A 13,440-nucleotide genomic window follows, 5' to 3' on the forward strand; every position below is an offset into this window, starting at 1 on the left:
GCTCAGGCGCCGGCGATCGCGCTCCGCCGCTCCAGGAACAGGACGTCGCGCCAGGCTCCGTCCAGGCGTCCGATCCGCTCCCGCCTTCCGACCTCGCGAAATCCCAGCGCACGATGGAGCCGCAGGCTCGCCTCGTTCTCGGGGAAAATGCCGGCCTGGAGCGTCCAGATCCCCTGCTGCTCCGAGGCCTGGATGAGCGCGGCCAGAAGGGTCCGTCCCACGCCGCGCCCGCGCGCATCCGCCGACACGTAGACGCTCACCTCGGCGACGCCCGCATAGACGCAGCGGCCGGAAACCGGGGAGAGCGCCGCCCAGCCGAGGAGACGGCCGGACTCGCGCGCGACGAAGCGGCAGTCCTTCCGGTGCCCCCGGTCCCAGGCCTCCCACGCGGGAGGCTCGGTCTCGAAGGTCGCCTGCCTCGTCGCGATCCCCTCGGCGTAGACGCGGCGCACCTCGGCCCAGTCGTCGTCCCGCATCCGCTCGGCGACAGGCGCCGCGGCGCCCGCGGGGTGCGCGCTGGGACGGCCGTCGGTCACGCGATGCGCGATCCCGCCGAGTCCAGCACCTCGCGCACCTTGCGCACCAAGGCGTCCCGCGAGAAGGGCTTCTGCAAGAAAGCCAGCCCCGGCTCCAGGATGCCGTGGCGCGCCACCGCTTCGTCGCTGTATCCCGACATGAAGAGGACGCGGATGTCGGGCTTCAGCTCGGCCACCTTGTCCACCAGCTCGCGGCCGCTCATGCCGGGAAGGATGAGGTCGGTGAGCAGCAGGTGGATCTCCTGCTCCTCGCCGATCAGCTTCATGCCCGACTCCGGATCGTCCGCCACCAGCACGCGATAGCCCGTCGATTCCAGGATGTCGCGAATGAGCGAGCGGATCATCTCGTCGTCCTCGACGACCAGGATCGTCTCCGTGCCGCCGGGCGCGGGACCGGCTTCGATCGCCGGACGCCCCGGCTCGGCCACGTCGCCGAAACGCGGAAAGTAGACCTTGAAGGTGGTCCCCCACCCGGGCTCGCTGTAGACCCAGACGTGGCCCCCGCTCTGCTTCACGATGCCGTAGACCGTCGCGAGGCCCAGCCCCGTGCCGCGCCCCGCTTCCTTCGTCGTGAAGAAGGGCTCGAAGAGGTGCTCGCGCGTCTCGCGATCCATGCCCACGCCCGTGTCCGAGACGCAGAGCCGCACGTAGTGCCCCGGCTTCACGTCCACGTAGCCGCGCACGGCATCCTCGTCCAGCGCGACGTTCGTCGTCTCGATGGTCAGCTTGCCGCCGCGCGGCATGGCGTCGCGGGCGTTCACCGCGAGATTGATGATCACCTGCTCCACCTGGCCCGGATCGGCCTGGATGCGGCCGAGGTCGGGAGCGAGCTTCATCGCGATGTCGATGTCCTCGCCGATCAGGCGCCGGAGCATCCGCTCGGCGTCCTGCGCGGTCGCGTTCAGGTCGAGCACGCGCGGCTCGATCACCTGCTTCCGCCCGAACGCCAGGAGCTGCCGCGTGAGGCCGGTCGCACGCTCGGTGGCGCGCAGGATCTCGAGGACGCGGCTCCGCGCCGCCCCGGGCTCCTTGAGATCGGCCAGCACCAGCTCGCCGTAGCCCGCGATGACGCTGAGCAGGTTGTTGAAGTCGTGGGCGATCCCGCCGGCCAGCCGCCCGACCGCCTCCAGCTTCTGGGCGTGGAGGAGCTGCTCCTCCAGCCGCCGCCGCTCGGTCGCGTCGCGGAACAGGATCACGGCGCCAACCGTCTCGCCGGTGGCGGAGCGGAGCGGCGACGAGGAGAGGCTCACCGCGAGCATCGATCCGTCCTTCTTGATGAAGACGTCGTCGCGCTCGATCGTGGTGCGGTTCTCCATCGCGGTCAGGATCGGGCATTCGTGGCGAGGAAGGGAGGTCCCGTCGGGACGCCGGTAGTGGGTCATCTGGTGGAGATCGCGCAGGAAGAGCTCATCGCGCGTCCAGCCCATCAGCTCCCCGGCCGCGGGATTCATGAACGTGACGCGGCCTGCGCGGTCGATGGCGTAGAGTCCTTCGCCCGTGGACTCGGCGACGGCGCGGATGAACTCGGCCTGGCGCCGGAGCGTCTCCTCCGATTCCTTCCGCGACGTGATGTCGCGGATCATGATCTGGGTCGAGGGCTTCCCCTGGTAGGTGAACAGGGCCGCCGCCACCTCCACGTCGATCACCGCGCCGTCGAGGCGCACCATCTTCTCCTCGAACGGCGCCGCGGGCCCCTTGGTCCCCGCCTCCGCGAGGCGCGCGCTGGCATCGCCGCGATGATCGGGGTGGAACAGCTCCAGCATCGGCGTGCCGAAGAGCCGCTGGGGCCGGTCGGCGCCGATCAGCTTGGCGCCGGCCAGATTGGCGAACACGATCGCCCCCTCGCTCTGCACGAACACGCCGTCGGGAGAGAGCTCGACCAGCCTCCGGTACCGCTCCTCGCTATCGCGAAGCTCGCGAATCGTCTTCTCGAGCTCGCCCGTCTCCGCGCCGCCCTTCTGCTCCGTCTCCGTGTCCGTCCGCTTGCGTTCGGTCATGGTGAAACCTCCGTAGATCCCCGCCGATTCGAGCCTGCAAGGGCCGGACCTAGGGCCGCGGCGCGCGCAATTCCTCGGGCGCGCTGGACGGGATCAATCCCTTCTCCACCGCGTAGAGGACCAGGTTGGTCTGTCCGTGCAGCTTGAGCTTCTTCAGGGCGTTCGCCCGGTGCGTCTCCGCCGTCCGGGGGCTGATCTGGAGGCGTTCGGCGATCTGGGCGCTGGACCGGCCCTCGGCCGCCAGGTGGAACACCTCGCGCTCCCGCCCCGTCAGGGTCTCGTAGGGATCCGGAGCCGCGCCCTGGGACCGCGCCGCGTACTCCTCGACGGCCGCGCTCGAGAAGGGCGAGCTCACGTAGCGCTGGCCCGCGATGGCCTTACGGACGGCGGCAGCCAGCTCGGAGGCGCTCGCATCCTTGGTCACGTAGCCGGACGCGCCGTGCTTCAGGGCGGCGACGACATAGCCCTCGGTCGCATGCATGGAGAGGACCACCACGCGCGTGCGCGGGGACCGGCGGACCACGCGGCGAAGGACGTCCAGGCCGTTCAAACCCGGCATCTGGAGGTCGAGGATCAGGACGTCGGGCTTCTGCTTCTCGGTCAGCTCGGCCGCCGCGAGACCGTCGGAGGCTTCGGCGACCACCTGGAAGTCGGGCTCCGACTGGAGCAGGGAACGAAGGGCTTCACGGACGACGCGATGGTCGTCCGCCAGAATGATCGTGATCGGCTGAGTCATCAGGACACCTCGTCGGAGGGGGACACATCTCCCTTGGGAATTGGAATACGGAGCGATACCCGGGTTCCACCACCGGGGTTCGAGGAAATGAGAAGGCGGCCCCCGACGGAACTCGCGCGCTCGCGCATCCCGATGAGACCGCTGGACTGCTGCTCGAGAAAGGATCCGCTGGGAAAGCCGATCCCCTGATCCATCACGAGGACGTTGATGGTGTCGGGGGCGCCCCGCACCGCGACGCGCGCGTCGGCCACCTTCGCGTGGCGCGCGACGTTGGTCAGCGCCTCCTGCACGACGCGAAACACGGCCAGCTCCACCTTGGCCGCGTAGCGCCGCTCCAACCCGGTCGTCATGAGATGGACCCGCACGCCGGTCTGCAGCGCAAAGCGCTCGCAGTGCCAGCTGAGCGCGGGGCCGAGGCCCAGGTCCTCCAGCATCGGAGGGCGGAGCCGGGTCGAGATGTCGCGCACGCGCGCGAACAGCTCGTCCATGATCTCGTCCACCGACACCCGCGACGGGGCGCTGGACCGCAGCGTCAGGCGCAGCGAGGTGAGGAGCTGGCCGATCTCGTCGTGCAGCTCGCGCGAGACGCGCCGGCGCTCTTCTTCCAGAGACGAGACCATGGTGCGCGAGAGCGACGCCAGCCGGTCGCGGTCCGCCCGCCCGCTCTCGAGGAGCCGGGCCCGGTCGAAGGCCGGGCCGATCCGGTCGGCGGCGAGCTCCAGCAGCCGCCGGTCGTTCTCGTTGAACGCGAGACGCGCGCGGGCCACGACGCAGAGCACGCCCACGACGCGCGCCTCCAGAACGATGGGCGCCCCGGCGAAGGAGCGGCAGATGCGGGTCCACCCCGGCGGCGTGCCCCCTTCGCCCTGCGGATCGTCCGTGAGGATCGGCTCCGCCGAATAGGCCACGCGCGCGACGATGCCGTGTCGCGACGGAACGGCGAAGCGCGCGGACGCTCCCGGCAGAATTCCGGCCGATGCCCGGCAGTCGAGGGACACGCCGTCCTCCGTGTGGAGCAGCGCGAGGGCCGCGTCCCCGCGCAGCGCGGAACGGACACGGTCCAGGACCTCGGTCACGAGAACGTCGAGCGGAAGGCAGGCGAGGGCGGGATCGGTGACGCGGTCGAACGCGAGAATGGAATCGTGCGGCCGGTCGGACGGAGCGTCCGTCTGGGGCGGATCCCCTTCCGGCTCGGCGGCGACCGGCGACGGCGCTCTCTCGGGCGGGATGAGGGGCGGCGTCACCTCGCGGGCGAGCCCGACGATCCGCGTCGGCTGCTCGGGGTCGTCGCCGAGGACGAAGGCGCGATCGAGGAGCAGCGCATAGCTGCCGTCCTTGCGCCGGAAGCGATAGAGCATCACCAGCTCGCGCCGCTCGCCGACCAGGGCGGCGTCGATGGCCGCGAGCACCGACGCCCGGTCCTCGGGGTGGATGCGCTCCTTCCACCACGCGGGATCGGAGCCGGTCTCCCCCGGGCCGTAGCCGGTGATCGCCAGCATGGCGCCGCCCCGCTGGATCCGGCCGCTCTCGAGGTCCCACTCCCAGGCGGTTTCCCCCGCGGCATGGCTCACCAGGCCGCGGGTCTCGGCGAAGCGCGGCGCTATGGAGCGGCCGGCGTCCCTCCGGGCGCGGGCGAGGTCGCGGGGGTGTTGCTGTTCCAGATATCGCGATAGATCTTCCATCCAGCCTCGCCGTGCTTCCAGACCACGATGTATTTGCCCGTTTCCGCGGTCTTGCCGTCGTTCCCCGTCATCGTATACCGCCCGGTCTCCCAGGCGGAGTCTTCGCCAACGCCGACGTCGCCCGTCTGCAGCGTGACGCCCGCGAAGGGAAGCGCGAGAACGCTCTGCCACATCGTCACGATCGCCTCGCGCCCATCGAGCGGCGGAGCCCCCGGCGGGAGCACCTGGCCGTCTTCGGCGTACAGGAGCCCGATCGCGGCGGCATCCCGGCGCGCGAACGCATCCATGAACTGCTTGTTCGAGGCCTCGATCTCCGAGCGGACCTCGGTGGCGCTCTCCTGCTTGGCTGCAGGCGCGCATCCCGCGAACGAAGCCAGAACGACCGCCAGGACGCACAGGACGCGGCGCCGGGCGGACAAAACCCTCCCGCGAACGTTCAGCGGAACCATGAAGACCCCCCGGTTCGTGTCCGTGAAACGCTCCGCCCCGGACTCAGTTCCGGGTCCCAAAACCCTACCACAAAACGGGGTACGAACGCTCAGGGAGAGAGAAGGAGGAGGACGGCCATGATCCCGCCGAGCAGGGCGAGACCGACCAGGAACTGCAGGCTGCGTCCCGGAAACGGGTGCGCCGCGGTGCGTCTCAGGCGGCTCCCGAGACTTCCCGCGGCGGTGTCGGCGTGCCGGCCGCGGGCGCGGCCTCCGGCTCTTCGACGATCCACCGCACCGATTTCGAGCACGGACAGACCCCGCCGACCCGCTTCAAGGAGGGCATCCGCCTGCTCGCCTGCTCGGGCGCGACCGTGCCGGCCGCCACGTCGCGCAGGGTCGCGACGTACACGCTCATGTCGCGGCTGGCCAGGTACGGCTCCGGCAGATGCTCCTTCAAATGGGCGAGATAGGCGTCCACGGTGTCGAACGCTTCGCCTCGCGTCCCGATCATCGTCCATGCGGGTTCCCCCTTCCTGCGAAAGAATCGTGGATCGGGAAGATCGAGGAGGTCGTGGCTCGCGATACCCTTCTCGCGACCGCCGCCCTTGTGGAGGCGGGCGACCAGGGTCTCGGCCTGCTCGGGGGAGAGCTCGGGAGACCGGGCGCGCGCGTAGCGCTGGTTCAAGTCCGCGATCATTTTCCGGCACTCGTCGTAGTACTGCGACTGCGCCTCGGCGTTCTTCATGTTCTTGAACCCGAAACGGACGTTGGAGTCGCCGCCTTTTTCGTGCCCGAACATCTCGAGGCCCCGGGGAAGCCATTTGTTGAAGGCCTTCTGGATGGAGGCCATCGTCACCAGCTCGTTGCCCTGCGCGGCCCGCTGCACCCAGCGGCGCAGCGGGATGACGCCCGCCGCGAGGTGGAAGGCCTCCTCGCGGAGCATCGGCGGCATCGACTGGGCGAACGGCTTGTACGAGCAAACCCGCTGCATCGAGAGCTGGTACTTGCCGACGCGGTCGATCACCGCGGCGAACACGACGTTGTCCACGAAGGAGTCGTAGTCGAGGTTGAAGGCGTCCAGAACGTGCGATCCGGTGCGCATGGAGAGGATCTCCTCGATCATCTCCTCCGCCCTCTGGGACGACACCGAAGACCAGTCCTGCGACGTCAGCATGTGGAACATCTGGTAGCCGTGGCGCAGCTCTTCGGCCATGACGCGGAGCACCCAGAAGCGGTCCTCGTCGTCCTGGGCGCGCGCCAGGGTCGCCTCGTGCTGCTGGATCGAGCCGAACTCGGTGGAGGCCTGCGCGCGGATGATGGCCAGGAGGTGGCCCGCGGCGTCCTCCCCCATCTCGGACGGCGCCAGCATGCGCCGCTCCCCCTTCCGGTCGCCGACCTCGATCGTGTCGGTCATCCCCAGCTCCATCTTGGCGCAGAGGCAGAACTCCGGCTCGTTCGGGAAGTATTTCTCCCAGTACTTCGGCAGGAGGTCGTAGTCGGGGAAGTTGTGACGCTGCCAGTGAAGGACGGCGTCGTGGAACTTCTTGGGAAGCGTGGTCTGCTCGACGTTCATGCGCGTTCGGCCCGCCGTCCTCCGGCCATGTCCGCTCCCTTCATCGGGAGCTCGAGCGCGGTGAGCGGGGCGTTCACGAACCCCACCGCGCGGAGGAAGGAGGCCAGTTCCTCGTCCTTCTGGTCCACGATCGTGCGGAGCACCGTCGCCCCGCGGGCTTTCATGTTCTCGACCACGGCGTCGAAGAGCCGCCGGCCGATGGAGCGCCCCTGGTAGTCGGGGTCGACGCCGAAGCGCTCGATCCACCCGCTGGTCTCTTCGAGGCCGAATTCGCCGCCGCGCACGTCGGAGAACATGAATCCGACGACCCTCCCGTCCACCTCGGCCACGGGGCAGGCGTCGGCGTCGCGCCGGATGTAGTAGCCGACGCGCCGCTCCCAGACGTCGGGGCGGTAGATCCCGGTCAGGCGCTCGTCGATGGCGACGATCCGGGAGATATCCAGCTCGGAGAGGGAACGGATGCGGACCTGCCCCGGCGCGGCGTTCACCGCATCAGGATACACCGGCGCTCCGCTAGAAGCTACGGCGCCGCCGGGTTCCGGTCGAGACGCCGAGCACGCCGAAGAGGCCGCGCACCAGCTCGCGCCCGACCGCCCGGCCCAGCGGCGAGTTGATCGCCTTGCCGACCGCTTCCGCCATGTTCGGTGCCGGCGCGGCCGCGCGGCCGCGCCCGGCCGGAGCGGCGCTTCCGGCGGACGGTGCGGCGCCGGGCGCCTGCGCGCGCGCCTCGAGCAGCTCCCGGGCGCTCTCGCGGTCGACCGGCTTCCCGTACTCGGCCATGAGCGGCGACTGCTGGATCCGCTTCTCGCGCTCGGCCGGCGGGATCGGGGCCATCAGGCTCGAGGGCGGGATCATGCGCGTGGCGGCCACCGGCGTAGGCGTCCCGCGCTCGGAGAGCACGGTGACGAGGGCTTCGCCGATCCCGAGGGAGAGGATCGTCTTCGCGATGTCGTAGAACTCGGAACGCGGAAAGGTGTTCGCCGCGGCCTTGAGCGCCTTCTCGTCGTCGGGGGTGAAGGCGCGAAGCGCGTGCTGGACGCGGTTGCCCAGCTGGGCCAGCACGTCGTCCGGCACGTCCTTGGGGTTCTGCGTCACGAAGAAGACGCCCACGCCCTTCGAGCGGATCATCCGCACGGTCTGCTCCACCTCGCTCAGGAACGCCTTGCTCGCGTCCTCGAAGAGGAAGTGCGCCTCGTCGAAGAAGAAGACCAGCTTGGGCTTTGCGACGTCGCCCACCTCGGGCAGCTCGCGGTAGAGCGAGGCGAGGAGCCACATGAGAAAGGTGCTGAAGAGCGCCGGGTGGTCCTGGATGTCGTCCAGCTCGAGGAGGGTGACGATCCCCTTGCCCGAGGGATCGACGCGGAGCAGGTCCTGGACCTCGAACTCGGGCTCCCCGAAGAAACGGTCGGCGCCCTGCTGCTCCATCTCCACGATCTTCCGGAGCAGCACGCCGACCGTCGCCTTGGATAGTCCGCCGTACGACGCGAGCTCTCCCGCGCCTTCCCCGGCGAGGTACTGGAGCACCGCCTTCAAGTCGGCGAGGTCGAGGAGGAGCAGCTTCTGGTCGTCGCACAGCTTGAAGACCATGGCCAGGACGCTCTGCTGCGTCTCGTTCAACTGGAACGCGCGCGCGAGCAGGAGCGGACCGAACGACGACACGGTGGCGCGCAGCGGAACGCCGTTCTTCCCCGACAGCCCGACGAACTCGGCCGGAAACGCCGCGGGTTGGAACGTGACGCCAACCGCCTTCGCGCGCTCGAGCACCTTGGGGCTCGATTCGCCGGGAGCGGCGATCCCGCTCAGATCGCCCTTCAAGTCGGCGAGGAACACGGGCACGCCCTGGGCGGAGAGCTGCTCGGCCATGAGCTGGAGGGTTTTCGTCTTTCCCGTGCCGGTGGCGCCCGCGACCAGTCCGTGGCGGTTCATCATCGCGAGCGGCACGCGGACCGTGGCGCCGTCCACCACCGCGCCGTCCTTCATCGCCGCTCCGAGCTCGATCGACTCGCCCGAGAACGCGTAGCCCTTCGCGATCGTGTCCTTGAAATCGGCCGCCATGCCGCGATGCTGCCAGCGAACAGGGCGCGCGTCAATCGCGGGACACATCGCGCTTGCGCCCGGCGCGGCGCGTTCGTTAGAGTGCGCGAGCCGCGCGGCATTCTCCCGCGCCGCGCGACCACCCACTTGGAGGACTCCCGCCCGTGAACGCACGGATGCGCCGCCTGCTCGGCGCCGCCGCGATCGTGGCCGCCGCCGTGGCGAACGCCATCGCGCCAGGCTCCGCGAGCGCCGACGATCCCACCGGATGGATCGCGCCCGGAGGAGGCGAGCTCTGGATTCCCAACGAGCTCGGCGTCGAGCCGCATCATCCCATGTTCGGCGCGATCGCGGGGGTTGCCCTCTCGCGGTCCCTGGCCCTCGAGGCGCGCGGCATCTACGCGAAGTCGGAATCGGACTCCGGCGCGACCCTGAAGCTGCTCCACCTGAGCGGCGACTTCACCCTGTTCCTCCTCCAGGACCGCATCCAGCCCTATCTCATGGTGGGCGCCGGCGCCATGCACCTGGCTGGCGACAGCACGAGCGCGACCAAGCTCGCCTTGAACGGCGGGCTCGGCTTCCACATCCGCCTCAACGACCGGCTCGCGCTGCGCCTGGACGGCCGCGAGGTGGCCTACAAGGTGTTCGTGCCCAGTGAAAACGCAGAGAAGTACAAGCACGGCCCCGAGGCCTTCGCGTCGCTCTCCTTCGGATTCGGCGGCGCGGCCAAGGACAGCGATCGCGACGGCGTGCGCGATAAGGTCGACCGCTGCCCCGGCACGCCGCTCGGCGCCCGCGTGGACGCGTCCGGATGCCCGGTGGACAGCGACCAGGACGGCGTCCCCGACGGCATCGACCGCTGCGAGGGCACCCCGAAGGGCGCCGCCGTCGACGCGACCGGCTGCACGATGGACGCGGACCAGGACGGGGTTCCCGACGGCGTCGACCAGTGCAGCAACACGCCGGCCGGAGCGCGGGTCAACGCCACCGGCTGCCCGGTGGACACCGACAACGACACGGTTCCGGACGGCCTCGACCAGTGCGACGGAACGCCGGCGGGATGCATCGTGAATCCGAACGGCTGCCCCACCGACGCCGATCAGGACGGCGTCTGCGACGGCCTCGACAAGTGTCCCGACACGCCGGAGAACGCGCGCGTGGACGCGACCGGCTGCCCGATCACGGTCAGCTCCAAGGAGACGGAGCTGCTCGAGACCGGCATGATCCGACTCCAGAACGTGAACTTCGACACCGGCAAGGCGAAGATCCTGCCGGAATCGTTCGCCACGCTCGACGAGGTGGCCGACATCCTGGGCCGGTGGCCGGATCTGCGCATCGAGATTGCCGGACACACCGATTCGCGCGGCACCGACGCGCGGAACCTGGCCCTCAGCCAGGCGCGCGCCAGCGCGGTGCGCGACTATCTCGTGAACAAGTTCCCGGAGCTCAAGCCGGAGCAGTTCACCGCGAAGGGCTACGGCGAGACGCAGCCGATCGCGACGAACACGACCGCGCTGGGACGCGCCCGCAACCGGCGCGTGGAGTTCCGCGTACTGAACAAGGAGACGCTCCGAAAGGAATCGGAGAAGCGAGGGCTCGCCCCGAAGGAGTGATCCCCGCGGGCTGTGGTGCGGGGTGATGGGAGGGGGGTTCTCCGGGCCGGTGAAGGAACGCGAATCGCGCGGCGACGCGCGAGGATCGGTCCCGATCGGGAAGGGGCAAGGCGGGGCCGTGGCACTCTTGCACGGCCCCGCTGCCTTTTTCTCTGCTTTCGGGTTGGATGTCGACGGGGCTGGGCGAGGGGACTCTTCGGAAGGGGGTCGCTCCCGGCGTCTCGGCTCAGATCGGGGGCCAGCGGAATTCTTGCTTCCACTGACTCACCCGCGTGCGGACTCCGTCCAGGAAGGGCCCCCAGCGTTTGTCTTCGAAGAGCGGTGCGAAGAAGATCGGGTTCTCGTACAGGGACAGCGTGTCGTTGCCGAGAGCCACCGCGCGGTCGAGATGGCGGAACGCCGCATCCGGATCTCCCAGGTGGGCGCTAAGGGCGGCCATGTCCGCCGCCATATCCATGTCCACGGCCGCGTAGCGCTCGATGCGGGGAACGTAGGAGGCAGCGTCGGAGTTGCGGCCCACCTTGGCGAGGGCGAGGGCCACGTTCGCCATCATCGATCCGGTCCGGGGCGTCAGCGCTTCGGATTCGACTCGCTTCACCAGCTCCTCAGGCTGGTCCCCGAAGAGGAGCATGAAGAATTCGGGATTCCCCCGCGTCGAGGGGAACCTCGCCTGGGTCGCTTCATGTTCCTCGCGCGCCTCGCGGAGCCGGCCCGACATCGCCAGCAAACGAATGCGCATCCAGTACGGCCATGGCGTACTCGGATCGATCTCGGTTCCCCGCAGCGAGGCGGTCAGGGCCACGTCGATCATGTCGCACAAGCGGAACAGGTAGGAGAAGTAATGGGGCACGAACGGGTTGTTCGGAGCGCGCCCGTAGATCGCCGTGAAGCCGGCGTAGGCGTCGCGCTTGGCTCCGCGGGTCAGCCGCAGAGCAGCTCTCGCGAAGAGGGCTTGGAGATTCTCGGGATCGAGCGAGAGGGCCTGGGCCAGGGCGTGATCGGCCTTGGCGAACCAGATCGGGTCGGGATCGAAGCCGGCGTCGGTCAGGCCATGGTAGTAACTTCCCAGGAACCCCCAGGCGTCGGCGAACGCCGGATCGACCCGCACCGCCTCTTCGGCCAGCGCAATCCCCCTCCGAAACCCCTCCTCGCTCGACGAGCGCCACGCCTCCTGGCCCTTCAGGAGGAGGGCATACGCCTGCGGGGACGGTGCGTGGCTGTGGGCCCCTTTTGCCGGGGCCTGCTGCAGCCGCGCGGTCATCGCCTCCGCGATCCCGTGGGCCACCTGGTCCTGGACCTCGAAGATGTCGTCGAACTTGAGGTCCACCTTCCCCGCCCAGAGGGAGCGGCCCGTGGCCGTCTCCACCAGCCGAGCGGTCGCCCGGAACCGCTCGCCGAAGCGCTGGAACGAGGCGTCGAGCACGGCGCTCGTGTCCAGCTCGGTCCCGACGCGGCGCGGATCGACGGGCTGGTTGTGGTAGGAGGCGATGCTGCTCGTGGCGCGCACGATCAGGTCGGGCGATGAGGAGAGCCGCGTGATGACCGCGTCCGCGAGGCCGACGCCCAGGTAGCTCAGCTCCGGATCGCCCCCGATATTCTTGAACGGGAGCACGGCCAGCGTGCGCGGACCGGCGCCTTCTTCATCCAGCGGCGCCGCCGTGCCGCAGCCGCACTCCAGCGTCTCGAGATCGATGTCCATATCGTGGGCGGAGGCGTGCCGCCGGGTGGGATCCTTGGAGAGCGCCTTCGCCAGCACGAAGTCGAAATCCGCGGTGAGCGCGCGATTCACGCGCGAAGGCGCCTCCGGCGCTTCGTGCAGGATGCGATGCATCGTTTCGACCGCGGTGTTCGCCGCGAACGGATGACGACCCGTGAGCAGCTCGTAGAGGATCGAGCCGAGCGAGAAGAGATCGCTTGCCGGTCCGGCGGGCTGGCCGAGGACTTGCTCGGGCGACATGTACGGCGCGGTGCCGAGGATCGTTCCCGGCAACGTCGCTGTGCGCGCCGCGACGCCGGGCGTGACGCTCCGGGCCAATCCGAAATCCAGGATCTTCAAGAGACCGTCGGTGCGAACCATGATGTTCTCGGGCTTTAGGTCGCGGTGCACCAGCCCCGCCTGATGCGCGACGCCGAGCGCCGCGAGAGCCTGGCGCAGAAGATGGAGTACCTCCGAAGGAGAGCGTGAGCGACCGTGGGCCCACTCGCGCAGCGTGCATCCTTCAACCCGCTCCATGGCGACATACAAGGCGCCGTCCGCTTCGCCGAGATCGTGGATGGTGAGAATGTTCGGGTGATTGAGCGCGGAGGCCGCCCGCGCTTCGTGCAGAAGGCGCTCGCGCCGGTCCTTGTCCTGCGAAAACTCCGGCGGCAACACTTTCACGGCGACTCTCCGCCCGAGCGCGGGATCTTCGGCGAGGAAGACGCGTCCCATCCCGCCCTCGCCGAGCGGCTCGAGGACGCGGTAGCGGCCGAGCAGGGTGCCGATCATGGCGGGAGGATAGCACGGCGCCCCGCCGCTTTCGGGGCGGGGAAAATCACCCAATTCATCCGCGAAACGTGAAACGCAGGCTTGTGCAACTGACGTGATTTGGGTACGGTAGCGCTCTGGAAGGGAGCCCGGCGGTTCGGGGGGCGATAAGCCGAGCTCATCCTCCTTCCATCCACCCAGGCAAACACAGGAGCACGAGACTCGTTGGCTCACGACCGAACGAGGGCTCTCCGTTTTGCCATGATTCCGGCCATCCCCACCCGCGGCCGGGACATCGTCCACCCGTGCGCCCTTTCGGGCTGCTTCCGGCTCTACCGCGGACGATCGCCTCCGACATCACGCGCGGTCGA

Annotated in this window: 10 protein-coding genes; 1 reads left to right on the plus strand and 9 read right to left on the minus strand. The window is 69.4% G+C overall.

Features of this window, described 5'->3' with window-relative positions; all coding sequences use genetic code 11:
* Positions 1–2: 2 nt before the first annotated feature.
* The 8 genes from VE326_06635 to VE326_06670 all read right to left on the minus strand — a co-directional run bounded on the left by VE326_06635 (position 3) and on the right by VE326_06670 (position 9,010).
* Complete coding sequence (locus tag VE326_06635) at positions 3–476, minus strand: GNAT family N-acetyltransferase (GenBank protein HYJ32882.1); 474 nt, start codon at positions 474–476, stop codon at positions 3–5.
* Positions 477–532: 56 nt separating this feature from the next.
* Entirely contained in the window at positions 533–2,533 is a 2,001-nt protein-coding gene (locus tag VE326_06640; GenBank protein HYJ32883.1) for a PAS domain S-box protein, read from the minus strand.
* A gap of 49 nt (positions 2,534–2,582) precedes the next feature.
* A complete protein-coding gene (locus VE326_06645) occupies positions 2,583–3,269 on the minus strand; it encodes a response regulator transcription factor (protein ID HYJ32884.1) in 687 nt (228 codons plus the stop codon).
* Positions 3,269–4,840, minus strand: coding sequence for a GAF domain-containing protein (locus VE326_06650; GenBank protein HYJ32885.1), 1,572 nt, complete (start codon positions 4,838–4,840; stop codon positions 3,269–3,271). Before VE326_06650 ends, VE326_06645 begins: the two co-directional genes overlap by 1 nt.
* Before the next feature lie 29 nt (positions 4,841–4,869).
* Positions 4,870–5,400 carry an SgcJ/EcaC family oxidoreductase gene (locus tag VE326_06655; protein HYJ32886.1) on the minus strand — a complete coding sequence of 177 codons (531 nt, stop codon included), beginning with the start codon at positions 5,398–5,400 and terminating at the stop codon, positions 4,870–4,872.
* A gap of 193 nt (positions 5,401–5,593) precedes the next feature.
* Positions 5,594–6,955, minus strand: a complete 1,362-nt coding sequence (locus VE326_06660) for a Phenylacetic acid catabolic protein (GenBank protein ID HYJ32887.1) — start codon at positions 6,953–6,955, stop codon at positions 5,594–5,596.
* Entirely contained in the window at positions 6,952–7,443 is a 492-nt protein-coding gene (locus VE326_06665) for a GNAT family N-acetyltransferase (protein HYJ32888.1), read from the minus strand. The genes VE326_06660 and VE326_06665 overlap by 4 nt, the downstream gene beginning before the upstream one ends.
* Before the next feature lie 25 nt (positions 7,444–7,468).
* Positions 7,469–9,010, minus strand: a complete 1,542-nt coding sequence (locus VE326_06670) for a helicase HerA-like domain-containing protein (GenBank protein HYJ32889.1) — start codon at positions 9,008–9,010, stop codon at positions 7,469–7,471.
* Positions 9,011–9,153: 143 nt separating this feature from the next.
* Between VE326_06670 and VE326_06675 the strand changes: the two genes are divergently transcribed.
* Positions 9,154–10,602 carry an OmpA family protein gene (locus VE326_06675; GenBank protein ID HYJ32890.1) on the plus strand — a complete coding sequence of 483 codons (1,449 nt, stop codon included), beginning with the start codon at positions 9,154–9,156 and terminating at the stop codon, positions 10,600–10,602.
* 226 nt (positions 10,603–10,828) lie between these two features.
* Here the strand turns inward: VE326_06675 and VE326_06680 are convergent, their stop codons facing one another.
* Positions 10,829–13,090 carry a protein kinase gene (locus VE326_06680; GenBank protein ID HYJ32891.1) on the minus strand — a complete coding sequence of 754 codons (2,262 nt, stop codon included), beginning with the start codon at positions 13,088–13,090 and terminating at the stop codon, positions 10,829–10,831.
* Positions 13,091–13,440 lie beyond the last annotated feature (350 nt).

The organism is Candidatus Binatia bacterium (genome assembly GCA_035631035.1).
GTDB lineage: Bacteria > Eisenbacteria > RBG-16-71-46 > SZUA-252 > SZUA-252 > DASQJL01.

What these genes read in the sequence shown, in the direction of transcription:
- VE326_06635 (HYJ32882.1), bottom strand. Translation starts at nt 476, where the DNA reads ATGCGGGACGACGACTGGGCCGAGGTGCGCCGCGTCTACGCCGAGGGG.
- VE326_06655 (HYJ32886.1), bottom strand. Translation starts at nt 5,400, where the DNA reads ATGGTTCCGCTGAACGTTCGCGGGAGGGTTTTGTCCGCCCGGCGCCGC.
- VE326_06680 (HYJ32891.1), bottom strand. Translation starts at nt 13,090, where the DNA reads ATGATCGGCACCCTGCTCGGCCGCTACCGCGTCCTCGAGCCGCTCGGC.
- VE326_06645 (HYJ32884.1), bottom strand. Translation starts at nt 3,269, where the DNA reads ATGACTCAGCCGATCACGATCATTCTGGCGGACGACCATCGCGTCGTC.
- VE326_06660 (HYJ32887.1), bottom strand. Translation starts at nt 6,955, where the DNA reads ATGAACGTCGAGCAGACCACGCTTCCCAAGAAGTTCCACGACGCCGTC.
- VE326_06670 (HYJ32889.1), bottom strand. Translation starts at nt 9,010, where the DNA reads ATGGCGGCCGATTTCAAGGACACGATCGCGAAGGGCTACGCGTTCTCG.
- VE326_06640 (HYJ32883.1), bottom strand. Translation starts at nt 2,533, where the DNA reads ATGACCGAACGCAAGCGGACGGACACGGAGACGGAGCAGAAGGGCGGC.